This is a genomic window from Streptomyces sp. NPDC059247, assembly GCF_042754005.1.
In the GTDB taxonomy this organism is placed as follows: domain Bacteria; phylum Actinomycetota; class Actinomycetes; order Streptomycetales; family Streptomycetaceae; genus Streptomyces.
The window spans coordinates 660,664-681,837 of sequence record NZ_JBHYZW010000001.1 but is presented as its reverse complement, the minus strand read 5'-3'; the positions used below and the strand labels follow the sequence as shown (position 1 = coordinate 681,837).

The 21,174-nt window shown below is 73.6% G+C and carries 14 protein-coding genes; 9 read left to right on the top strand and 5 right to left on the bottom strand.

Annotated elements, in window-relative coordinates:
* Positions 1 to 112: 112 nt before the first annotated feature.
* The 3 genes from ACFXGN_RS02785 to meaB are packed head-to-tail and all read left to right on the top strand — an operon-like array spanning position 113 to position 5,087.
* Entirely contained in the window at positions 113 to 1,927 is a 1,815-nt protein-coding gene (locus ACFXGN_RS02785; protein ID WP_384852475.1) for a methylmalonyl-CoA mutase family protein, read from the top strand.
* Positions 1,924 to 4,098 (top strand): methylmalonyl-CoA mutase, encoded by a 2,175-nt coding sequence (gene scpA, locus ACFXGN_RS02780; protein WP_384852472.1) that lies wholly within the window; start codon positions 1,924 to 1,926, stop codon positions 4,096 to 4,098. Before ACFXGN_RS02785 ends, scpA begins: the two co-directional genes overlap by 4 nt.
* Entirely contained in the window at positions 4,095 to 5,087 is a 993-nt protein-coding gene (meaB, locus tag ACFXGN_RS02775) for a methylmalonyl Co-A mutase-associated GTPase MeaB (RefSeq protein ID WP_384852469.1), read from the top strand. The genes scpA and meaB overlap by 4 nt, the downstream gene beginning before the upstream one ends.
* A 139-nt stretch (positions 5,088 to 5,226) precedes the next feature.
* Here meaB and ACFXGN_RS02770 read toward each other — a convergent pair whose 3' ends face one another.
* Positions 5,227 to 5,577: a winged helix-turn-helix transcriptional regulator gene (locus tag ACFXGN_RS02770; RefSeq protein ID WP_384852468.1), complete on the bottom strand. Its 351-nt coding sequence runs from the start codon at positions 5,575 to 5,577 to the stop codon at positions 5,227 to 5,229.
* A 63-nt stretch (positions 5,578 to 5,640) separates the two neighbouring features.
* Between ACFXGN_RS02770 and ACFXGN_RS02765 the strand changes: the two genes are divergently transcribed.
* Positions 5,641 to 6,564, top strand: coding sequence for an NAD(P)-dependent oxidoreductase (locus tag ACFXGN_RS02765; RefSeq protein WP_384852466.1), 924 nt, complete (start codon positions 5,641 to 5,643; stop codon positions 6,562 to 6,564).
* Positions 6,565 to 6,628: 64 nt separating this feature from the next.
* Here ACFXGN_RS02765 and ACFXGN_RS02760 read toward each other — a convergent pair whose 3' ends face one another.
* Positions 6,629 to 7,825: a nitric oxide synthase oxygenase gene (locus ACFXGN_RS02760; RefSeq protein WP_384852463.1), complete on the bottom strand. Its 1,197-nt coding sequence runs from the start codon at positions 7,823 to 7,825 to the stop codon at positions 6,629 to 6,631.
* Between the two features lie 539 nt (positions 7,826 to 8,364).
* Here ACFXGN_RS02760 and ACFXGN_RS02755 point away from each other — a divergent pair.
* From ACFXGN_RS02755 to ACFXGN_RS02735, 5 genes are all read left to right on the top strand, one after another.
* The gene (locus ACFXGN_RS02755; RefSeq protein ID WP_384852461.1) at positions 8,365 to 8,934 is read left to right on the top strand and encodes an EF-hand domain-containing protein; all 570 of its coding nucleotides are present in this window, start codon (positions 8,365 to 8,367) and stop codon (positions 8,932 to 8,934) included.
* A 131-nt stretch (positions 8,935 to 9,065) separates the two neighbouring features.
* Positions 9,066 to 9,848 carry an HAD family hydrolase gene (locus ACFXGN_RS02750; protein WP_384852458.1) on the top strand — a complete coding sequence of 261 codons (783 nt, stop codon included), beginning with the start codon at positions 9,066 to 9,068 and terminating at the stop codon, positions 9,846 to 9,848.
* Positions 9,832 to 10,440: a hypothetical protein gene (locus tag ACFXGN_RS02745; RefSeq protein WP_384852455.1), complete on the top strand. Its 609-nt coding sequence runs from the start codon at positions 9,832 to 9,834 to the stop codon at positions 10,438 to 10,440. Before ACFXGN_RS02750 ends, ACFXGN_RS02745 begins: the two co-directional genes overlap by 17 nt.
* A 17-nt stretch (positions 10,441 to 10,457) precedes the next feature.
* The gene (locus ACFXGN_RS02740; protein ID WP_384853112.1) at positions 10,458 to 11,546 is read left to right on the top strand and encodes an NAD(P)-dependent alcohol dehydrogenase; all 1,089 of its coding nucleotides are present in this window, start codon (positions 10,458 to 10,460) and stop codon (positions 11,544 to 11,546) included.
* Positions 11,547 to 11,672: 126 nt separating this feature from the next.
* Positions 11,673 to 12,878 (top strand): cytochrome P450, encoded by a 1,206-nt coding sequence (locus tag ACFXGN_RS02735; protein ID WP_384852452.1) that lies wholly within the window; start codon positions 11,673 to 11,675, stop codon positions 12,876 to 12,878.
* Positions 12,879 to 12,963: 85 nt separating this feature from the next.
* Here ACFXGN_RS02735 and gdhA read toward each other — a convergent pair whose 3' ends face one another.
* The 3 genes from gdhA to ACFXGN_RS02720 all read right to left on the bottom strand — a co-directional run bounded on the left by gdhA (position 12,964) and on the right by ACFXGN_RS02720 (position 21,105).
* The gene (gdhA, locus tag ACFXGN_RS02730; RefSeq protein WP_384852448.1) at positions 12,964 to 14,310 is read right to left on the bottom strand and encodes an NADP-specific glutamate dehydrogenase; all 1,347 of its coding nucleotides are present in this window, start codon (positions 14,308 to 14,310) and stop codon (positions 12,964 to 12,966) included.
* 1,116 nt (positions 14,311 to 15,426) lie between these two features.
* Entirely contained in the window at positions 15,427 to 16,218 is a 792-nt protein-coding gene (locus ACFXGN_RS02725) for a VOC family protein (RefSeq protein ID WP_384852445.1), read from the bottom strand.
* Positions 16,219 to 16,263: 45 nt separating this feature from the next.
* Entirely contained in the window at positions 16,264 to 21,105 is a 4,842-nt protein-coding gene (locus ACFXGN_RS02720) for a DNA repair ATPase (RefSeq protein ID WP_384852443.1), read from the bottom strand.
* Between the last annotated feature and the right edge of the window lie 69 nt (positions 21,106 to 21,174).

Here is a 21,174-nt window from a genome sequence, read left to right as displayed (position 1 = left end):
CGGCCCTGCGCGCCCCGCCGCGCACCCCCTCCCCGGAGCCGGGACCCGAAGAGAAGAAGGTCACAGTCGTACGCCCTCCTGCTCCTTTGACGATCTCCCCTAGCATCCGAGCATGACGGTCCTGCCTGACGACGGGCTCTCCCTGGCGTCCGAATTCCCTGACGCGCCACACGAACAGTGGCAACACCTCGTGGCCGGCGTGCTGCGCAAGTCCGGCAAGGACGTGTCCGGCGACGCCGCCGAGGACGCCCTCTCCACCCTCGTCGAGGAGGGCATCGGCACCCGCCCCCTCTACACCGCGCGCGACGCGGCCCCCGACGCCGGTCTCCCCGGCTTCGCCCCCTTCGTCCGCGGCGGACGCGCCGAGGGGAACGTCCTCGGGGGCTGGGACGTCCGCCAGCAGCACCTCACGGCCGACCGTGACGCCGTCCTCACCGACCTGGAGAACGGCGTCACCTCCCTCTGGCTCGGCGTCGGCGCCACCGGCATCCCCGTCCCCGCCCTCGCGAGCGTCCTCGACGGCGTCTACCTCGACCTCGCCCCGGTCGTCCTCGACGCGGGCGACGAGACGGCCGCCGCCGCCGACGAACTCCTGCGGCTGTACGAGGAGCGCGGCGTCCCCGCCGGCACCGCCCGGGGCAACCTGGGCGCCGACCCCCTCGGCCACGAGGCCCGCACCGGCCGCCCCGCCCGCGACCCGGACTCCGCCGCCGCCCTCGCCCGCCGCTGCGCCGACCGGTACCCGGGCCTGCGCGCCCTGACCGTGGACGCCCTGCCCTACCACGAGGCGGGCGGCTCGGCCGCCCAGGAACTGGGCTGCTCGCTCGCCACCGGCGTCGCCTACCTGCGCGCCCTGACCGACGCGGGACTGGACGTCGCTCCGGCGCTCGGACAGCTGGAGTTCCGCTACGCGGCCACCGCCGACCAGTTCCTCACCGTCGCCAAGCTCCGCGCGGCCCGCAGGCTCTGGGCCAGGGTCGCCGAGGCCTGCGGCGCCCCGGAGGCCGGTGCGCAGCGCCAGCACGCGGTGACCTCCTCGGTGATGATGACCCGCCGCGACCCGTGGGTGAACATGCTGCGGACCACCGTCGCCGCGCTCGCCGCCGGAGTCGGCGGCGCCGACAGCGTCACCGTGCTCCCCTTCGACGAGGCCCTCGGCCTGCCCGACGCGTTCGCCCGGCGCATCGCCCGCAACACCTCCACCGTCCTCATCGAGGAGTCCCATCTGTCCCGGGTCACCGACCCGGCGGGCGGCTCCTGGTACGTGGAGCGGCTCACCGACGAACTGGCCCACGCGGCCTGGGCGTTCTTCCAGGACATCGAACGGTCCGGCGGACAGGCCGCCGCGCTGCGGTCCGGCGCCGTCGGCGAGCGGATCGCGACGACCTGGGCCGCGCGCGGCGCCCGGCTCGCCACCCGCCGCGAACCCGTCACCGGGGTCAGCGAGTTCCCGAACCTCGCGGAGCAGCCCGTGCACCGGACGCCCGCGCCCGAGCGGCCCTCCGGCGGGCTCCCCCGCGTCCGGCGCGACGAGGGCTACGAAGCCCTGCGGGCCCGCTCCGACGCGCACCTCGCGGCCACCGGCTCCCGCCCCCGGGTCTATCTGGCGGCGCTCGGCCCCGCCGCCGCCCACTCGGCCCGTCTCGCCTTCGCCGCCAACCTCTTCCGGGCGGGCGGCATCGAACCCGTCACCGAGGGCACCTTCGAGGAGAGCGGAGCCCGCGAGGCCTGCCTCTGCTCCAGCGACGCGGTGTACGAGGAGTCGGCCGCGACCGCCGCCGCCGGGCTGCGGGCGGCGGGCGCCGCCCACGTCCTGCTCGCCGGACGCCCGGCCGCCCACCCGGGCGTCGACACCCACCTCTTCGCGGGCTGTGACGCCGTCGCCCTGCTCTCCACCGCCCTCGACCGCATGGGAGTGTCCCGATGACCGTCCCCGACTTCACCGGGATCCCCCTCGGCACCCCCGCCCCCGGCGGCACGCCCGACGCGTGGCACACGGCCCTCAAGAAGGCCACCGGCGGTGACGACCTGCTCTGGGAGACCCCGGAGGGCATCGGCGTCAAACCGCTCTACACCGGCCGGGACCTGGAGGGCCTGGACTTCCTGGACACCTACCCCGGCATCGCCCCGTACCTGCGGGGCCCGTACCCCACCATGTACGTCAACCAGCCGTGGACGATCCGGCAGTACGCGGGCTTCTCCACCGCCGAGGAGTCGAACGCCTTCTACCGGCGCAACCTCGCCGCGGGCCAGAAGGGCCTGTCCGTCGCCTTCGACCTGCCGACCCACCGCGGCTACGACAGCGACCACCCGCGCGTCACCGGCGACGTCGGCATGGCGGGCGTCGCCATCGACTCGATCCTCGACATGCGGCAGCTGTTCGACGGCATCCCGCTGGACCGGATGACCGTGTCGATGACGATGAACGGCGCCGTCCTCCCGGTCCTCGCGCTCTACATCGTGGCCGCCGAGGAACAGGGCGTACCCGCCGAGAAGCTGGCCGGGACCATCCAGAACGACATCCTCAAGGAGTTCATGGTCCGCAACACGTACATCTATCCGCCGGGGCCCTCGATGCGGATCATCTCCGACATCTTCGCCTACACCTCGCAGCGGATGCCGCGCTACAACTCCATCTCCATCTCCGGCTACCACATCCAGGAGGCGGGCGCGACCGCCGACCTGGAGCTGGCGTACACGCTCGCCGACGGCGTCGAGTACCTCCGCGCGGGCCGCGCCGCCGGACTCGACGTGGACGCCTTCGCCCCCCGCCTGTCGTTCTTCTGGGCGATCGGCATGAACTTCTTCATGGAGATCGCCAAGCTGCGGGCCGCCCGGCTCCTCTGGGCCAAGCTCGTCAAGCAGTTCGACCCGAAGAACGCCAAGTCCCTCTCGCTCCGCACCCATTCGCAGACCTCCGGCTGGTCCCTCACCGCACAGGACGTCTTCAACAACGTCACGCGCACCTGCGTCGAGGCGATGGCCGCCACCCAGGGCCACACCCAGTCGCTGCACACCAACGCCCTCGACGAGGCGCTCGCCCTGCCCACCGACTTCTCCGCCCGCATCGCCCGCAACACCCAGCTGCTCATCCAGCAGGAGTCCGGCACCTGCCGGGTCATCGACCCCTGGGGAGGCAGCGCGTACGTCGAGCGGCTCACCCACGACCTGGCCCGGCGCGCCTGGCAGCACATCCAGGAGGTCGAGCGGGCCGGTGGCATGGCCCAGGCCATCGACGCGGGCATCCCCAAGCTGCGCGTCGAGGAGGCCGCCGCCCGCACCCAGGCCCGGATCGACTCCGGACGGCAGCCGGTCGTCGGCGTCAACAAGTACCGGGTGGCCGCCGACGAACAGATCGAGGTCCTCAAGGTCGACAACTCCTCCGTGCGCTCCCAGCAGATCGCCAAGCTGCGGCGGCTGCGCGAGGAACGCGACGAGACCGCCTGCCGGGACGCCCTCGACGCCCTCACCCGGGCGGCCGGCGGCGACGGCAACCTCCTCGAACTCGCGGTGCGCGCGGCCCGCGCCATGGCCACCGTCGGCGAGATCTCCGACGCCCTGGAGAAGGTCTACGGGCGCCACGCGGGCCAGATCCGTACGATCTCCGGTGTGTACCGCAACGAAGCGGGCGAGTCCCCGTCCGTGGCGCGCACCCGCGCCCTGGTCGACACCTTCGCGGAGGCCGAGGGCCGCAGGCCCCGCATCCTGGTCGCCAAGATGGGCCAGGACGGCCACGACCGGGGCCAGAAGGTGATCGCCACCGCCTTCGCCGACCTGGGCTTCGACGTCGACGTCGGCCCGCTGTTCCAGACCCCCGCCGAGGTGGCGCGGCAGGCCGTCGAGGCCGATGCGCACATCGTCGGGGTCTCCTCGCTGGCCGCGGGACACCTCACCCTCGTACCGGCGCTGCGGGAGGAGCTGGCGGCCGAGGGACGCGAGGACATCATGATCGTGGTCGGCGGGGTGATCCCGCCGCAGGACGTGGCGACGCTCCTGGAGATGGGCGCGGCGGCCGTGTTCCCCCCGGGGACGGTGATCCCCGACGCGGCCCACGACCTGGTCACACGGCTGGCGGCCGACCTCGGGCACGAGCGGTGATCGACCTCGACACCTACGTACGGGGGGTCCGCGAGGGGAAACGGGCGCTCGTGGCCCGCGCGATCACCCTCGTCGAGTCGACCCGCCCCCAGCACCGGGCGCTCGCCCAGGAACTCCTCACCGCGCTGCTGCCGCACAGCGGGAACGCCGTGCGGATCGGCGTCAGCGGAGTGCCCGGGGTCGGCAAGTCGACCTTCATCGACGCGTTCGGGTCGATGCTGACCGGGCTCGGGCACCGGGTCGCGGTGCTGGCCGTCGACCCCTCGTCGAGCCGCACCGGCGGCTCCATCCTCGGCGACAAGACCCGGATGGAGCGGCTCGCCGTCGACCCGGCGGCCTTCGTCCGCCCCTCCCCCACCGCCGGGACGCTCGGCGGGGTCGCCAAGGCGACCCGCGAGTCGATCGTCGTGATGGAGGCCGCCGGACACGACGTGGTCCTCGTCGAGACCGTCGGCGTCGGCCAGTCCGAGACCGCCGTCGCCGACATGGTCGACTCCTTCCTGCTGCTCACCCTGGCCCGCACCGGCGACCAGCTCCAGGGCATCAAGAAGGGCGTCCTGGAACTCGCGGACATCGTCGCCGTCAACAAGGCGGACGGCCCCCACGAGCGGGACGCGCAGATCGCCGCCCGCGAACTCGCGGGCGCACTGCGCCTGATGCACGGCGCCGACGCCTTCTGGACGCCACCGGTGCTGACTTGCAGCGCCCGCGAGTCCACCGGGCTCGACGAGGTGTGGGAGCGCCTCACCCACCACCGGGCCCTGCTCGACGGCACCGGCCGCCTCACGGCCAAACGGCAGGAGCAGCAGATCGACTGGACCTGGTCGATGGTCCGCGAGGAACTGCTGCGCCGGCTGCGCACCGACCCGGCGGTCAAGGAGCTGGCGCCCGTCCTGGAGAAGCGGGTCAGGGCCGGTGAGCTGACGGCGACGCTGGCCGCCGAACGCATCCTGGACGTCTTCGGGGAGCGGCTCGACCGCCGCCCCTGACCGGCCGGAAGAAAGGGGGCCTCCCGTCCGGGAGGCCCCCTTTCCCGTGCCCCGAGCACCCACTTTTTTGTGGGTACTTGTCGGGACGGCGTCCCCCGGGCGAAGCTGGAAGCGGCCCGGAGGAAGGAGCACGAGGGCCTCAGACCGCGGCCGGGACGGCCGTGAGACGGTCGATCCGACGGTACCCCCAGTCCGTCAACGGGCCGAGCGCCACGGAGAGTTCGAGTCCTAAGCCGGTCAGCGAGTAGACGGTCTTCGGCGGCAGGACGTCGTACACCTCACGGTGCACGAGACCGTCCTCCTCCATCTCCCGCAGGGCCTGGGTCAGCACCTTCTCGCTGATCTCGGGAAGCTTCCGGCGCATTTCGCCGGGGCGGTGCGGGCCGGATTCGAGCAGCCACAGCAGATGGGTCTTCCATTTTCCCTCGATGACGGCGATCGCGGCACTCACTCCGCACACGTTCGTCTCCTGGGCTCGGGCGCGTGACATCCGCGTCCTCTCCTTCCTCCGGGATCTTCTTTTCTCCTCATTCGTATACAAGGGAGTTCACCCATGTCTTCTTCCCCTTCTTCGCCTTCTTCCGCGTCCGCTCCCGCCGGGGAGGACGGCGCCGCCGTCACCGTCCTCGGGCTCGGCCCGATGGGCCGGGCGCTGGCCGGGGCCTTCCTGGACGCCGGGGTGCGGACCACGGTGTGGAACCGTACGCCCGGCCGGGACGGGGAGCTGGCCGCCCGGGGGGCGCTCACCGCCACGAGCGCCGAGGAGGCGGTCGCGGCGAGCCCGCTGACCGTCATCTGCCTGGTCAACTACGACGCCACCGACTCCGTCCTGCGGGCCGCCGCGGTGGCCGGAGCCCTCAAGGGGCGGACGCTGGTGAACCTGAGCGCCGACACCCCCGCGCGGGCCAGGGACACCGGGCGCTGGGCCGAGGAGCACGGCATCGACTACCTCGACGGCGCGATCATGACCCCGACCCCGAGCATCGGCACGCCCTCGGGGGTGTTCCTCTACAGCGGACCCGTACCGCTCCACACCGCGCACGCGCCGGTCCTCGGCGCGCTGGGCGGCAGCCACACCCATCTCGGAGAGGACATCGGCCGGGCGGCGGCGTACGACATCGCGCTGCTCGACATCTTCTGGACGTCGATGACCGGCTATGTGCACGCCCTGGCGCTGGCGCGGGCCGAGGGCGTCTCGCCGACCGAACTGGCGCCGTTCGCCGAGGGCATCGGGGCGATCCTGCCGCCGCTGTTCCGCGAGTGGGCCGAGGACGTGGAGAGCGGCGGGTTCTCCGGCGAGGGCAACCCGGTGACCTCGGGCCTCTCGACGATGGAGCACATCGTGCGCGCCTCGGAGGAGCACGGCATCGAGGCGGGCGCGATGCGCGCCGCCGAGTCCCTGGCCCGGCGCGCGGTGGCCCTCGGGCACGGGACGGACGGTTTCAGCCGTGTCGTCGAGATCCTGGGACGCGGCTGAGGCGGGCCGGGTACGGGCCCGGCGGGGGCGGACGTCGCCGCCGGGCCCGTACCGCCCCGGTCGGTCAGTCCCGGGCCAGGAAGGCGGGGCGCAGGGAGGGGTCCACCGGGTCGTAGTAGCGGTGGAAGACCGGGGTGGCCGAGCCGGAGACCGGGGGGACGATCCAGCTCCAGTCGGCGGGAGTCCGTCTGCCCTGCGCGTTCTCCCGGTCGATGTGCCGGAGGAACCGCCGTGACTCGGTGTGGTGGTCGGTCATCGTCACGCCCGCCCGCTGGAAGGAGTGGAGCACGGCCACGTTGAGCTCCACGAGAGCCCGGTCGCGCCAGAGGGTCCGCTCGGCCGAGCGGTCCAGACCGAGACGGTCGGCGACCACCGGAAGCAGGTCGTAGCGCTCCGGGTCGGCGAGGTTCCTCGCGCCTATCTCGGTGCCCATGTACCAGCCGTTGAAGGGCGCCGCCGGATAGCGCACTCCGCCGATCTCCAGAGTCATGTCGCTGATCGCGGGCACCGCGTACCAGCGCAGCCCGAGGGAGGCGAACCACGGATGGTCGGGGTGGACGAGCGGCACTTCGAGGACGGTGTCGTCGGGCAGTTCGTACCACTCGGGGCGGGCGTCGGGCCGCTCCCGCACCATCAGCGGCAGGACCTGGAAGGGCTCGCGGTCCCGTTTCCAGCCGAGGGCGACGGCGCGCTCGGTGAGGGGGCCGCCGCGCGGGTCGCCGCTCCAGTTCCCTTCGGGGGTGCGGTGTCCGGCGTAGCGCACCAACTGGTCGTTGACGATCCGGGGTCCGGGACGGCCCGGCCGGTCGGGGGCGAAGACGGAGATCACGGGTCTGATCCGGCCGCCGTTGCCCGCGAGCCGCAGATGCTCGAAGCAGTGGGCGGCCAGCTCGTCGGCTCCGGTGACGTGCCGCAGGTCGCGGACGACGAGGCCGCGCCAGTAGAGCCGTCCGATGCACCGGGCGGAGTTGCGCCAGGCGACGCGGGCGCCGAAGGCCAGTTCCTCCGGGGTGTGGGTGTAGGTGCCGGTGCGCCCGATCTCCGCGAGGACCTCGCGGAGACGGCCCTCGGGGCTTCCCGCGGTGGGCTGCTCGCGGTGGTACTGGCGGATGAATCGTTCCGCCTCGGCCCGGTCCACCAGGTCCGCGCGCGGGGCGCGGGCCCCGGGGGCGGGTGCGGTGGGTGTCGGGTGCCCGTGCGCGTAGGGGCAGGTTCCCGTGGCGGCGGGGGCGGAGTTCCGGCGGCTGCGACTGAAGATCAAAGTGTTCCCTCCCGCCGCCATGATTACCGTACGAATATGGTCGGGCGCGGAGGGTACGTGAATCCCCGGTCATGGCGGGGTCCCCACTGATACCCTGCGCGGCTCCGTCCGGGCAGGACCCCCGGACACCGTCACTCTCTTCCCACTCGCCCCACCCGTCACTCCACAACACACGCGCGTCGATACGCGCCCAACGCCATGGGCTCGCGCATACGGCTGCGGCACATACAGCCGATTCCTGCGTACGACGCGAAACAGCCAGGGCACACCTCGCCACACATCCACGCGACCATGGGACCCGCGCCCTCGACCTGCGACTCCCCCCTCCTGGGACGCACGGCCCGGTCGGAGATGGCATGAGATCCAGCCAACCGTGCGTCCGGTCATCACATCACCTCCATCTCACCTATTGGGGTGAACGCCCCGATACGAGCGGCATTGAAATGGATCTTCCTCCTTAGGCTCACGTCGCCAGCCATCGATCCGGGTCGATCATCGCCACGGACAGCTGCGCGGTTCATCGCTCAAAGGACGCACACATGACCATCGCCCCGCAGAACGATCTCCTCGACCACAAGTTCGACATGTGCTTCGGGCACGCCGACCAGAACAAGGACGGCGTGGTGGACGCCGCCGACATCCTGACCTTCGCCGCCCGGGTCATCGCGGCCGTGGGCGAGCCCTTCGACTCGCCGAAGTCCGTCGAGATGCTGCGCGTCTGTGAGAACTGGTGGAAGGGGATGGTGTCGGAACTCGACACCGACAAGGACGGGAAGATCGACCCGGAGGAGTACCGGGTCGGGATGCGCCGCCTCGTCGGTTCCGCGTCCTCCTTCGAAGCGGCCAGCCGCCCCGTGGCCACGGCCATCTGGAAGCTCTGCGACCGCGACGACGACGGCGAGGTGACCGCGGCCGAGTTCAGCGCCGTCCAGCTCGCCTTCGGCACCACCCCGGAGAACGCCCGCCTCGGTTTCGACAAGCTCGACCTCGACGGCGACGGCTCGCTCTCCGTGGACGAACTCACCACCGCCTTCCGCGACTTCTACACCAGCACCGACGCCGACACCAACGGCAACTGGCTCTTCGGGGCGGACTTCCAGACCGCCTGATCGGTCCGATCGACAAGCGGCGGGCGGCAGGACACCGCCGTGTCCCGCCGCCCGTCGCCCAGCCATCGTCCCGCCGCGGCGTGATGGGTCCCACCTCCCACCACGCCGTGGCGGGCCAGGGGAAAGCCCGAATGAACCTAGCGGCACTCGACGTCGACGGCACCCTCTACGAAGGGACCCTCGGCTTCTCCCTACTCGACGAACTGCGCGCGTCCGGCCTGGTGAGCGCCCACGCCGTCCAGAACGTCCGCGACGCCATGCGCGAACACCGCGGTGCGGGCGGCCGGTTCCGTGACACCACGGACCTGACGAGCGACGCGTACGCCCACGCCGTGGGAGGTGTGCGGCACGAGGACGCCGTGCGGGCCTCCCACACGGCCTGGCGCCGGGTCCGCCACCGGTTGCTGGCGAGCAGCGCTCCCCTGGTCGAGAGCCTGCGGCGGAACGGCTTCACACCGGTCCTGATGTCCGGCAGCCCCCAGGAGATGATCGACCGGATCGCCGACGAACTGGGCGTCGCCCACCGCATCGGGATGCGTCTCGCGACCGGGGCGGACAGCGCCTACACCCACCGGTTCCTGACCCTTCCGGCCGTCCCCGAGGTCAAGGCCGCCCTGTTCCGGGCGCTGGCGGCCCGGCTCGGCGGCGATGTGCGGGCCGCCCTGGCCGTCGGCAACAGCGCCTCCGACCACGCCCTGCTCGACGCGGTCGGGCACCCGGTGGCCTTCGAGCCGGACGACGCCCTGCGGGCCCTGGCCCGGAACGGCGGCTGGACCATCGCGGACCGGCACGACCTCCTGCCCCTGGTCGACGCGCTCACCGGCCCCCGCCGCCTGCCGCCCGCCCCCCGGTCGGCCGTCCTCCTCCCCTCATCGAAGACCTCGGAGAGAAACCTTCATGCGCACTCCTCATGACATCGGCTCCCGCTTGACCGAGCGCAAGGTCGACGTGTGCTTCGCACACGCCGACCGGGACCAGGACGCCCTGATCGAACTCGCCGACGTGTCGGTCCTGTTCACCCGTATCCTGGCCTATGTGGGGGAACCGCTCGGCAGTCCCAAGGCCCTCGCCGTGCACACCGCCTCGCAGAGATTCTGCGACCACATGGCGTCCGTCACCGGCTGGGCGCCCGACCGCCGGATCACCCCGGAGGAATGGCGCGAGGCCATGGCGAAGGCCCTCGCCGGGGGGACGGCCGACTACGACGCGTACTTCCGGCCCGTCGGCGAGTCCGTCTGGGCGGCCGTGGACCGGGACGGCGACGGCGTCGTACGGCTCCCCGAGTTCATCGCGTTCCAGCGGGGCATGGGCACGCCCGACGCGAACGTCCGGCTCGCGGCCGACCGCATGGGCCTGCCCGACGCCGAAGCGGGTCTGCCGATGGCGGACGTCCTGCGGGCACACCGCGAGTTCTACACCAGCGCCGACGCCGGTTCGCCGGGGAACTGGCTGTACGGGGACGTGTGGGCGGACGCGTTCTGGGACGGCACGAGGGCGAAGCTGTGACGGTCGGCAGCGGCCCGGTGAAGGCCAGAGCGGCGGTGCTCCGCTCCCGCACCCTCCCGTTCCGGGTCGAGGACGTGACGCTGGAGGGACCGGGCCCCGGAGAGGCCCTCGTCCACGTGGCGGGCACCGGCTTCTGCCACACCGATCTCCTGCCGCGCACCGACCGGCTCGGCGTCGCCCTGCCTCTCATCGGAGGGCACGAAGGGGCCGGGACGGTGCTCGCGACCGGGGCGGGGGTCCATGAGGTGTCCGTGGGCGACCACGTCGTCATGTCCTTCGACTCCTGCGGCGGCTGCCGCTCCTGTCTGGCCGGCCGCCCCGCCACCTGCGCGGCCTTCTTCCCCCGCAACCTGACCGGCCGTCACCCCGGTGGTACGGGCGCGGCCCGGGACGCGGAAGGCCTGGAGGTGGCCGCGTACTGGTTCGGGCAGTCCTCCTTCGCCACGCACTGCGTGGTCCCGGCCCGCGCGCTCGTCCCGGTTCCCCGGTCGCTGCCGCTCGACCTGCTCGGGCCGCTCGGCTGCGGGTTCCAGACGGGGGCGGGCGCGGTCGTCAACTCCCTCGGGGTGCGCGCCGGATCCAGCGTGGTGGTGGCGGGGACCGGCGCGGTCGGCCTGGCGGCGGTGATGGCCGCGCGCGCCGTCGGCGCGACCGTCGTCGTCGCCGTCGACGTCCTGCCCGTCCGGCGCGAACTGGCGGCGGAACTGGGCGCGACCCACACGCTCGACGGCGGCTCCGAGACGCTCACCGAGGAGATCCTGCGGATCACCGGGGGCGCCGACCACGCGGTCGACACCACGGGACTGCCCCCGGTCATCACCGCGCTCGTCCGCTCCCTCCACAGCGCCGGGAGCTGCGGCCTGGTCGGGGTGCAGCACGGCGACCTGATCGTGGACCCGCTGCTCATCGCGTCCGGGCGCACGATCAAGGGGATCATCGAGGGCGACGCGGAGCCCCGGCTGTTCGTACCCCGGCTCATCGACCTCTGGCAGCGGGGCCTGTTCCCCTTCGACCGGCTGATCCGCCGGTATCCGCTCGCCGAGATCGACCGTGCCGAGCGGGACGTGGCGAGCGGTGCGGTGGTCAAGGCCGTGCTGATCCCGTGACGGGCCCGCGTCCGCCCGGCCGGGTCCGTGTTCCCGGCGTCACCACGGTCCCGGCCCGCCCGGCCCCGTCCCCCTCCCCGTAAACCCCCGTCTCCGTCCCCATCCTCGTCCCAGGAGGTACCCGTCATGCGCCCCGTCGAGCCGGACCGCTTCACCCTCGATCCCCACCGGGACCTCCAGGAACAGGCGCGTCTCCTGCGCGCCCACGGCGGAGTCGTCCCGGCCCGCTGGCCGGGAGGCGTGGACTGCTGGGCCGTCGTCGGGTACGCCGAACTGGAGGCGGTCCTCACCCAACCTCTGTTCGCCCGCTCGCCCACGCACTGGCGGGCGCTGCGGGAGGGCGAGATCCCCGCCGACTGGCCGATGACCGACCACCTCAGCCGCCAGTGGATGCTGACCTCGGACGGCGCGGACCACACCCGGCTGCGGCGGGTGGCGGCCGGTGCGTTCGCGCCGCGCCGGGTGAAGGCGCTGGCCCCGGCCGTCACCGAGGCCGTCGAGCGGCTGCTCGACGGCCTCGACCCGGCCGCACGGCCGGTCGACATCCGCACCGAGTTCGCGCTGCCGCTCGCCCTCGACGTGCTGTGCTCACTGCTCGCCGTACCCGACGAAGAACGGGACCGGGCCACCTCCCTGGTCTTCCGCGCCTTGTCCCGGGCAGCCCTCACCCCGCAGGAGTCCAAGCTGCTCAGTGCGGAGATCCGGGCCTACCTCGACCACCTGCTGGCACGACCGCCCGCCCCCGGTGAGGAGGACGGGCTGGTCGCGGCCCTCAGGGAGTCGGCCGCCCCCGGTGGCGGACTCAGCCACCAGGAGGCCAGGGACACCCTCTGGCTCTTCCTCGCCGCCGGTTTCGACACGACGGTGGCCGCCCTCGTCAACGCCGTCCGCGCGCTCCTCGCCCACCCGCGCGAGCTGGAACGCGTCCTCGGCGGGGCCGTCGCCTGGGACGACGTGGTCGAGGAATCCCTGCGCTACGACGCGAGCGTCTTCGCGCTGCCCTTCGCCTTCCCCCGTGAGGACGTCACCCTGGGAGGGCGGCGGATCAGCGCGGGTGACGCCCTGCTGCTGTGCTACGCGGCGGCCAACCGCGACCCCTCCCAGGAGGGCGGCGGTGACGTCTTCACGTCCACGGGGCCGGGCACCCGGCACCTGGCCTTCGGCCGGGGGCCGCACTTCTGCCTGGGCGCGCCCCTGGCCCGCCTCCAGCTCCGCACGGCCCTGTCGGCGCTCTTCGCCCGCTTCCCGGCCCTCCGCCCGGCCGCCGCCCCGGGCGCGCCCGTGTCGTCACTGACGATCAACACGGTCGCCTCGCTCCTGGTCTCCGCCTGACCGCGTGCCCGCGTGCCCGCGTGCCCGGCTGACCGGCTGACCGGCTGACCGGCTGACCGCACGAGCACAGGCCCGGCCGCCCCGACTAGATGACGCCCTGGGCCGCCATCGCCCGCGCCACCCGCAGGAAGCCGGACACGTTGGCGCCCGTCACGTAGTCGTCGGCCTGGCCGCCGTACTCCTCGGCGGTGTTCCGGCACTGGCTGTGGACGTCGCGCATGACCTCGGCGAGCCGGGCCTCGGTCTGCTCGAAGGACCAGGTCTCGCGGGAGGCGTTCTGCTGCATCTCCAGGGCGGAGGTGGCCACGCCTCCGGCGTTGGCCGCCTTGCCGGGGCCGAAGAGGATCCCGGCCTCCTGGAAGACCCGGACCGCCTCGGGCGTGCAGGGCATGTTGGCGCCCTCGGCGACGGCCCGGACGCCGTGCTTGACCAGGGCGACGGCGTCGTCACGGCCCAGCTCGTTCTGGGTCGCGCAGGGCAGGGCGATGTCACAGGGCACGTCGTAGACCGTGCCCCGGGCCGAGAAGCGGGCGGTCGGCTTCGCGTCCGCGTAGGCGGAGATCCGCTCGCGGCGCACTTCCTTGACGTCCTTGAGCAGGTCGAGGTCGATGCCGTCCTCGTCGACGAGGTATCCGGAGGAGTCGCTGCACGCCACGACCCGGCCGCCGAGGGCGTGGACCTTCTCCACCGCGTACACGGCCACGTTCCCGGAGCCGGAGACCACCACGCGGCGCCCGTCGAAGCCCTCGCCGCGCGTGGCGAGCATCTCCTCGGCGAAGAACACGGCGCCGTAGCCGGTGGCCTCGGTACGGACCTGGGAGCCGCCCCAGCCGATGGCCTTGCCGGTGAGGACACCGGACTCGTACCGGTTGGTGATCCGCTTGTACTGGCCGAAGAGGTAGCCGATCTCGCGGGCGCCGACCCCGATGTCTCCGGCGGGCACGTCGGTGTGCTCGCCCAGGTGGCGGTAGAGCTCGGTCATGAAGGACTGGCAGAAGCGCATGACCTCGGCGTCCGAGCGGCCCTTGGGGTCGAAGTCGGAGCCGCCCTTGCCGCCGCCGATCGCCATCCCCGTCAGCGCGTTCTTGAAGATCTGCTCGAAGCCGAGGAACTTCACGATGCCGAGGTTGACGCTCGGGTGGAACCGCAGTCCGCCCTTGTACGGGCCGAGGGCGCTGTTGAACTCCACCCGGAATCCCCGGTTCACCCGCACGGCGCCCTGGTCGTCGACCCACGGGACACGGAATATCAGCTGCCGCTCGGGTTCGCAGAGCCGCTCCACGATGCCCGCCGCGAGATAGTCGGGGTGGCGCTCCAGGGCCGGGGCCAGCGAGTCGAGGACCTCGGCGGCGGCCTGGTGGAACTCCGCCTCACCGGGGTTGCGCCGACGGACCTCCGCGTAGACGGCTTCCATGTGTGCGCTGACGTTCATGCGTGTCTCTCGCCTTCTCGTCTTCCGAAAGTTCCGCCGCGTGCGGGCGACGTTCCCCGCCATTCTCTCCGGTGGCCGGGACCGGACCGTCCCCGAGGGGCATGGACGCCTCGGCCCCGTGCCGCCCGGGTGACGGCGGCGCTCGCGCCGGTCGCCGTGAACGGGTCGCCGTGTCCGTCGCCGTGCACGGGGTTGTCCCGTCCGTCCCCGTGCACGGGGTTGTCCTGTCCGTCCCCGGCCACGGGCGGCGGGGGCCGCCGGACCGGTGACGGCCCTGGATGGGGGGCCGTCCGGTTCAGTGGCCGGAGGGTCGCACCGTCCGCCGGGCGGGCGCCGTGCTGTCGCGGACGACGAGCCGGGGCAGCGGCAGGCGGTGCGGGGGCTCGTCGGGCGCCGTGCCGTCCACCGCGTCGAGGAGCAGTCCAGCAGGCGCACGCGCTGTACGGCGCGCAGGACCCGCGCGTGTCTGGGTCGCCCCGGACACCGGCGACCGGTACGGCCTGGTGCACAACGAGTTCACCCCGCAGCCGTTCGGCGACGGCGTCCACCACGACGGCATCGGCTACGCCGTCTCCCGGGACCAGGGCCGTACGTGGAAGGTCGAGGACCACGTCATCGCCTCGCCCTTCAGCACGGAGCGCGGCGACACGGCCGCGAGTGGTACGACGGCGCCTGGTCCCAGCCGGGCGTCGGCGGCCGGGAGAGCACCATGGTGCCGGTCGGCTCCGGCAGCACGACGGGTACGTCCCGCCGTCGAAGGAGTACGACCCCGCCCGCGCCGGTTCGGTGAGCCAGCAGGTCGCCGCCGGTCTGACGCCCCCGACGTCCCCGCTGTTCGTCATGGACCGCACCGGCGGCGCCGACCAGCGCTGGACGCTCACCCGGCAGGCGGACGGCACCCACGCCGTCGCCTCCGTGGCGAGCGGACTGCTCCTGACCGCCGCCTCGGCCGTGAACGGCGCCCTCGTCGCCCGGCGCCCGGACGGCGGCGGCGCGCTCCAGCGGTGGACGGTCGGCTGCGTCTCCGGCCGGTGCCGGAAGGGGCCGGGGAGCGGGTCCCCCGGGCCCGCCCCCCGGGACCGGACGCGGCGGTCACCGGCCCTCCCGCACCCGCCGTCAGGCGGTGGCCGGGGCGAGGACCACGAAGTCCGCGTTCGACGGGTCGAGGCAGACCGCGAGCCGCCCCACGCCCGGCATGTCCTGCGGTCCCATCTGGATGTTGCCGCCGCTCGCGGTGACCCGGGCGACCGTCTCGTCGCAGTCGGCGACGGCGAGGACCGGATGCCAGTAGGGGCGCCCGTGCGCGAGGGCGAGATCGGCCTCCGCGAGGGTCATGAGGCCGCCTTGCGTCCGCTCGTCGGGGAGCCCGGCGGGGGTGATGAGGGTGTACGTGCCCGAGCCGCCCGGCAGTTCCATGTCGCCGAACCGCCAGCCGAGGACTCCGCCGTAGAACTCCTTCGCGGCGGTCGCGTCGGTGGTGTACAGCTCGGTCCAGCACAGCGAGCCGGGCTCGTCGGTCAGCTCGACGCCCCGGTGGGCGCCCGGCTGCCAGACGGCGAACTGTCCGCCCAGCGGATCGCTGTACTGGGCGATCCGGCCCCACTCGCCGGGCTCCGTGGGGGCGCGCCGGACGGTGCCGCCCCGGTCCTCGACGGCGCGGGTGGTGGCCTCCGCGTCGGGGACGCTGTAGTAGATCATCCAGGCGGACCGGGCGCCCTCCTCGGTGAGTCTGCCGAGCCCCGCGACGGTCTTCCCGTCCTTGCGGAACACGCCGCCCTCCATGCCCTCGCCCATGGGCGCGTACTCCCAGCCGAGGACGGCGCCGTAGAACGCGGCGGCGGCCGGGACGTCGGGGGCGCCCAGGTCGAGCCAGCAGGGGGAGCCGGGCGCGAAGTCGGTGGTGATCATGGCGAGGGCCTCCACGTCTCCGGACGGACCGGTCCGGGTACCTCCTCAGCCTCGCACCGGGGGCGTCCCGCCGCCCGTCGGGGCGCCCCCGCCGACCGCCCGGAGGATCGCCGTCTCGACGTCCGTGACGCGGTCGGCGAGCAGCGCGAGGGCGGCGACCGCGCGGGTCAGCGGGTCGTCGGCGGAGCCGCCGAGGCGCCTCTCGCGCGCGTACGTCTCCATGATCTCGGCCCAGCGGGCGGCCCGGTCCCCGTCGAGGGTGCCGCGGAGCTGGTCGAGCTTGAGCAGATTGGTCTCGGTCTCGGCGGTGAGGGTGCCCGCCTCGGCCGTGTAGTGGTCGTCCACGACGGCGGCCAGTTCGGCGGCGTTCATCGCGGGGGTGATGCGGGCCACGATCCTGTTCATGTTCCGGTACGAGCCCTGGAGCCGGAAGGGCGGTTCGGTGCGGGTCGCGTCGGTGCGGGCGGCGGAGGCGATGTAGGCGGTGTTGACCGCGAGGACGGTCTCGCGGGCGGTCAGCAGATGGCGCAGGACGGCGAGGACCGGGTCCAGCTCGGCCGGGGCGTAGGGGTGGACGAGCCGGTCGGCCCGTGCGGTGGGGTCACCGGCGGCGAGCCGGGCCAGCAGGCTCAGGTCGGCGCGGTCGCGTCCGGCCAGCGGGGCGAGCACCGGGTGGGAGGTGAGGGCGTTCTCGACGAAGCTGAGGGCGAAGGCGTCCTCCTTGCCGGTGAGGACGTCTCCGAGGTTCCAGACGTCGGCGCGGTTGGCGAGCATGTCGGGGACCTGGAAGCGCTGCCCGGACTCGGTGTAGGGGTTGCCCGCCATGCAGAGGGCGAAGCGCTTGCCGCGCAGGTCGTGTCCGCCGAGGGTGCGGGTGGCGTCGCAGAGCGGGATGAACTTCTGGAGCAGTTCCGGCGAGCAGTGCTGGATGTCGTCCAGGTAGAGGAGGACGTTGTTCGCGGCGGCCAGCGCGAACGCGATCTTCTCCAGTTCCCTGCGGGCCGCCGCGTCGGGTGCCTCGGCCGGGTCGAGGGAGGTGGTGGCCCGGCCGAGGGCCGGTCCGTCGATCTTGACGAGGAGCAGGCCGAGGCGGTCGGCGACGTACTCGATCAGGGTGGTCTTGCCGTAGCCGGGCGGGGAGAGGAGGAGGAGCAGGCCGTGGGAGTCGGTGCGCTTGGCGTCCCCGGCGGCGCCGAGCTGCTTGGCGAGGTTGTCGCCGATCAGGGGGAGGTAGACCTCGTCCACGAGCCGGTTGCGGACGAAGGAGGACATGACGCGGGGCCGGTACTCGTCCAGGCGGAGCCGGGCGCGTTCGGCGGTGACGAGCGCGGTGCGGGCGCGCTGGTAGGCGCGGAAGGCGGGGACGTCCTCGGCGGCGAACCGCGCGGTCCTGTCGAGGAACTCGTCGAGGCGCAGGTCGAGGCTGCCGCCCCGGACGCGGGGGTGGCTGCCCAGGAGGCCGGTGACCGTGGTCGTGGTGGGGGTGTCGATCGTGTACCGGAGGAGACCGGGTGCGAGTTCGACGGCGACCGCTTCGGCGAGGACGCCGTCGTCGGGCCGTTCGCCGCAGGCGTGCGCGTAGGCACCGAGCCAGCTCTCGGTCAGTTGGCGCCGGGCGGCCGGTTCGGTGAGCGCGGCGAGGTCGTCGTCGTAGCCGGAGCGGGCGGCGGCCTTGTGGAAGGCCTCCAGGAAGGTGCGGGCCCCGGCGGAGAGGGCGAAGCCGGCCGGTTCGGCGGCGAGTTCCTCCACGAGGTACGCGGCGGCGGCCGGGTCGCCGGTCGCCGCCGTCAGTTCGGCGTGGAGCCCGTCGGGGCCGGAACCGCTGCCGAAGAGGGCGCGGGCCCGGCTGAGGGAGGCGGCCCGGCGGGTCCACTGCTCCCGTGCGTCGGGGGTGGCGGCGGTCGCCCAGAAGAGCTGGGCGGCGGCGCGGGCGCGGGCCGGGTGGGCGAGGGGGCCCGCGTGTCGGCGCAGGCGGAGCAGGGCCGCGAGGAGGAGGGTCGCGTCGTGGTCGTGGACGCCGCGCTCGTACCCCTCGTCGTAGGCGTCGGCCGCCGCCTTCCGTACGAGTCCGGGGAGGTCGGGGTCGTCCGGGTCCTCGGGTCCGTGGGCGGCGAGGAGCCGGGCCGCGAGGTGTTCGGCGCGGTACACCTCGGGTGATTCGGAGGGCAGGACGCGGGTCCAGCAGGCCCGGGTGGCGGCGAACCCGGGGTCGGTGACGGGGGCGCGGTAGTCGGTTCCGGTGATCGCGAGGGCGAGGGTGTCGCCGTGCGGGACGAGGGTGAGTTCGGTGGACCGCCGGTTGACGGCGAAGCGGTGTCCGCCGAGCCGTACGGTGTCGCCGTCGTCGGAGAACAGGTCGGTGCGGTCGCGCAGGGCGCGGCCCGCTTCCTGGCGTGCGGCGGCGAGGCGGCCCTCCAGTTCCTCGGCCCTGACCCGGTCGTCGAGTTCCCGCAGTTCGGCGGCGGTGCGGCGGACCCGGGCGACCATGGGGTCGGAGGCGAAGTAGGTGTGGACCGCGTCGAGGTCGGCGAGGGTGGCGGCGCGGCGGGTGATCGCCTCCAGGACCCGTCCGGTGGAGTCGGCGAGGCGTTCGGCGCGGCGGGCGCGGGCGTCCTGGAGTGCTTGTCGGCGGGTGGCGAAGGCCTCGTGGACCTCGGTGCGGCGCTCGTCGATGCCCGCGAGGTGTCCGTCGTGTTCGGAGAACCGGGATTCCAGGTTCTCCAGCTGGAGCAGGAGGCGGGCGAGGTGTTCGTCGCAGAGTTCGGGGGTGTCGGCGGCGCCGAGGGCGCCGGTGACGGCCTGGGCGAACAGGGCGGTCTCGGCGGCGAACTCGGCGCGGCTCTCGGTGTCGAGGAGGGCGGCGCGGCGGGCGGTGAGGACGGCGCGGGCGCGGTTGACGGCGCCGAGGACTCCGGCGATCCGCTCCAGGACGGAGGTGCGGACGGTGGCGTCGCCGATGTCGAGGCCCGCGACGACCTCGCTGAGGGTGCGCAGTCCGGCGGCGTGTTCGTCGAGGCGGGCGCGGAGGGGGCCGGTCTCGGCGACGGTGGTGAGGGCGGCGGCCTCGGCCTCGGTCCTGGTGGCCTCGGTGTGGTGGGGGGTGAAGGCGTCCTCGCCGCGGAGGAAGGCGACGGCCCTGCGGCCCGCCGCCGCGATGTCGTCCTCGACCTCGTGGGCCAGGGCGTCGACGCGTGCGGTGTCGGCGTACCGCATCTCCTTGACGGTGATCAGCCGTCCCTGGGAGCGGCGGAGTTCGGTGATGCGGCCGATCCAGTCGGCGGCGGTGGCGGGGGATTCGCTGCGGACGAGGCGGACGAGCCGGGCGACCTCCCGGGCGGCCCCGTCGGTGGCGTCGGTGGCCTGCCGGGTCAGGGCGGTGACGGTGGCGAACTCACGCAGGACCTGTTCGGCGGTGGAGCGCAGTTCGTCGAGGGCGGTGCGGAGGTCGCCGGTCCCGGGGTCGCCGAGCCAGTGGTGGCTGTCGGCGGTGCGGACGCAGTCGGCGACGAGTGCCTCGTACACCTCGCCGGTCGGTTCGGGGCTCTCGGCCCGCCGGGCGACGGCGAGGCAGTCGGAGACGCCCCGGACGAGGTCGGGGTTGCCGATGCGGGCGAGCGGGCCTTCGGCGGTGCCGGTGGGGTGGGTGTCGGCGCGGTAGGGGGTGTGCCAGCGTTGTACGGGGTGGACGCGGCCGGGTTCTCCCTCGGCCGCGCGCAGGACGAGGAGGGTGCCGTCGTCGAAGAGGGCGTGGCCCGCGCCGGTGACGGGGGGCGCGATCTCCTTGCGGATGAGGTTGTACGGCAGGAGGTGGCAGCGGCCCTCGTGGCGGTCGTGGAAGACGTAGAGGAGGTCTTCTCCGTTGGGCGAGCGGACGACCCGTTCGAAGTCGGGTCCTCCGGGTCCGTCCGGTCCTTCTCCCGGGGTGCCGGTGCCGAAGGTCCGCACGGTGCCGGAGCCGAGGACGTAGCCGCCGGGGAAGACGATGCCCTCGTCGCCCGGGAGGCGGAGGCAGGACTGTCCGATGCCGTCGAGGCGGACCACGGTGCCGGTGAGGGTGTGCAGGACGAGGTGGCGGTGGGTCCGTTCCTTGTAGGGGCGGACGCGGATCAGCAGGAGGTGGCCCACGACGGCGTGGGCGACGTCGGCGTCGGCGAGGGCCTGGAGGGGTTCGTCGACGGGTTCGGAGTGGACGCCGTCGCCGATGGTGGTGTCGTCGGTGGTCTTGACGGTGAGGGTGCCCCCGGCGGTGGAGACGAAGGCGTGGCCGCCGAGCGAGAGGTGGGGGTGGCGGCCGGGCACGTGGTCGTCGCGGGTCGCCGGGATCCAGGTGACGTCGTGGGAGGGGGGCAGGACGTGGTCGCGTTCGCCCCGGGCGTCGAGGAAGGCGGTCTCGCCGGTGGGGCCGCACGACCAGCGCAGGACCCGCAGGTCGTCGGCCTTCTCCCCGGTCCGGAAGACGGCGAGGAGGCGGCCCTCGACGCGGCGCAGGCGTTCCAGGCGGGCGCCCCGGAAGTAGCGGTGCAGGGCGGTGAACTCGCGGACGAAGCCGGGGTCGTCGAGCAGTCCGGGCAGTGCCTCGGGGGGCAGTGGGTTCAGGTCGCGGTCGTACAGCGTGAAGACGTCGGCGACGGACCGTTCGGCGTCGCCGCCGGTGGCGGTGTGGACGCCGAGGAGCAGGAGGCCGTCGCCCACGGCGACGACGTCCCGCGCGACCGCGTGGTGTCCGGTGCGCAGGTGTCCGGTTCCGGCGAGGTCCAGCTCGCCGGAGCCGAAGACGGCGGTGCGGGCCCGGTTCAGTTCTCCGGCGCGCCGGGCCAGTTCGGTGCCCTGCGCGGCCAGCCGGTCCCGCAGCACGGTGTACGTGTCCTGGTCGATTCCGGCGCTCATCCCGTTCGGCTCCCCTGTGGTGTGGTGAAGGGGGCCCGGTGCCGCGCGTCCCCGCGCACGGCACCGGGC

Excerpts from the sequence above, each read along its gene's own strand:
- ACFXGN_RS02785 (WP_384852475.1), top strand. The coding sequence starts at position 113 with ATGACGGTCCTGCCTGACGACGGGCTCTCCCTGGCGTCCGAATTCCCT.
- scpA (WP_384852472.1), top strand. The coding sequence starts at position 1,924 with ATGACCGTCCCCGACTTCACCGGGATCCCCCTCGGCACCCCCGCCCCC.
- ACFXGN_RS02770 (WP_384852468.1), bottom strand. The coding sequence starts at position 5,577 with ATGTCACGCGCCCGAGCCCAGGAGACGAACGTGTGCGGAGTGAGTGCC.
- ACFXGN_RS02765 (WP_384852466.1), top strand. The coding sequence starts at position 5,641 with ATGTCTTCTTCCCCTTCTTCGCCTTCTTCCGCGTCCGCTCCCGCCGGG.
- ACFXGN_RS02755 (WP_384852461.1), top strand. The coding sequence starts at position 8,365 with ATGACCATCGCCCCGCAGAACGATCTCCTCGACCACAAGTTCGACATG.
- ACFXGN_RS02750 (WP_384852458.1), top strand. The coding sequence starts at position 9,066 with ATGAACCTAGCGGCACTCGACGTCGACGGCACCCTCTACGAAGGGACC.
- ACFXGN_RS02745 (WP_384852455.1), top strand. The coding sequence starts at position 9,832 with ATGCGCACTCCTCATGACATCGGCTCCCGCTTGACCGAGCGCAAGGTC.
- ACFXGN_RS02735 (WP_384852452.1), top strand. The coding sequence starts at position 11,673 with ATGCGCCCCGTCGAGCCGGACCGCTTCACCCTCGATCCCCACCGGGAC.
- gdhA (WP_384852448.1), bottom strand. The coding sequence starts at position 14,310 with ATGAACGTCAGCGCACACATGGAAGCCGTCTACGCGGAGGTCCGTCGG.
- ACFXGN_RS02725 (WP_384852445.1), bottom strand. The coding sequence starts at position 16,218 with ATGATCACCACCGACTTCGCGCCCGGCTCCCCCTGCTGGCTCGACCTG.
- ACFXGN_RS02720 (WP_384852443.1), bottom strand. The coding sequence starts at position 21,105 with ATGAGCGCCGGAATCGACCAGGACACGTACACCGTGCTGCGGGACCGG.